Origin of the sequence: Pseudomonas sp. YuFO8, from assembly GCF_035065025.1 — a bacterium.
GTDB lineage: Bacteria > Pseudomonadota > Gammaproteobacteria > Pseudomonadales > Pseudomonadaceae > Aquipseudomonas > Aquipseudomonas putida_AE.
Window position 1 is genome coordinate 1 of sequence record NZ_JAXDEQ010000137.1, and the last position, 443, is coordinate 443.

Consider the following 443-nt stretch of genomic DNA (forward strand, 5'->3'; position numbering starts at 1 on the left):
CGGCGAGCGCCGACTTGTATGGGGTGGCCCGAGTGCTCTACGAAATGGCAGAGGGACGGCGGCCCGTAGAGCGTCAACGTAATCAACGATTGCCGCGGCCCAGGCAACTGCCCAGGCAGTACTGGCCTTTGTTATGTTCAGCACTGGCCATGGACCCCGAGCAGCGAACCGTCGATGTTGCCGAGCTGTGCGAGGGGTTGGCAGCCCGTCGGTGCCTATGGTTCATGGGCTAGTGCGTCAACCGGCCAAATCATGCATCCGACAGTACTCGTCCCAGCTCAACCCCGCCATCTGTGCCACTTCCTTGTGTACTTCAAGGCGTTGGGTTTCAAAGGCTTCGGGCGACTCGGCGGTCAGTTTCAGGGTCAACTCCCAGGCAAACAGGCCCTGGCGTTCGGCCTCGGCTTCGAAGGCCTCGTGCAGCCGTTCGGCGCGGTAGTGCG

General features: G+C 62.3%; 1 protein-coding gene. It reads right to left on the bottom strand.

Features of this window, described 5'->3' with window-relative positions; all coding sequences use genetic code 11:
* Positions 1-237: 237 nt before the first annotated feature.
* A partial coding sequence (locus tag SOP95_RS31660) for a DUF6388 family protein (protein ID WP_323609537.1) occupies positions 238-443 on the bottom strand: 206 nt, incomplete at its 5' end.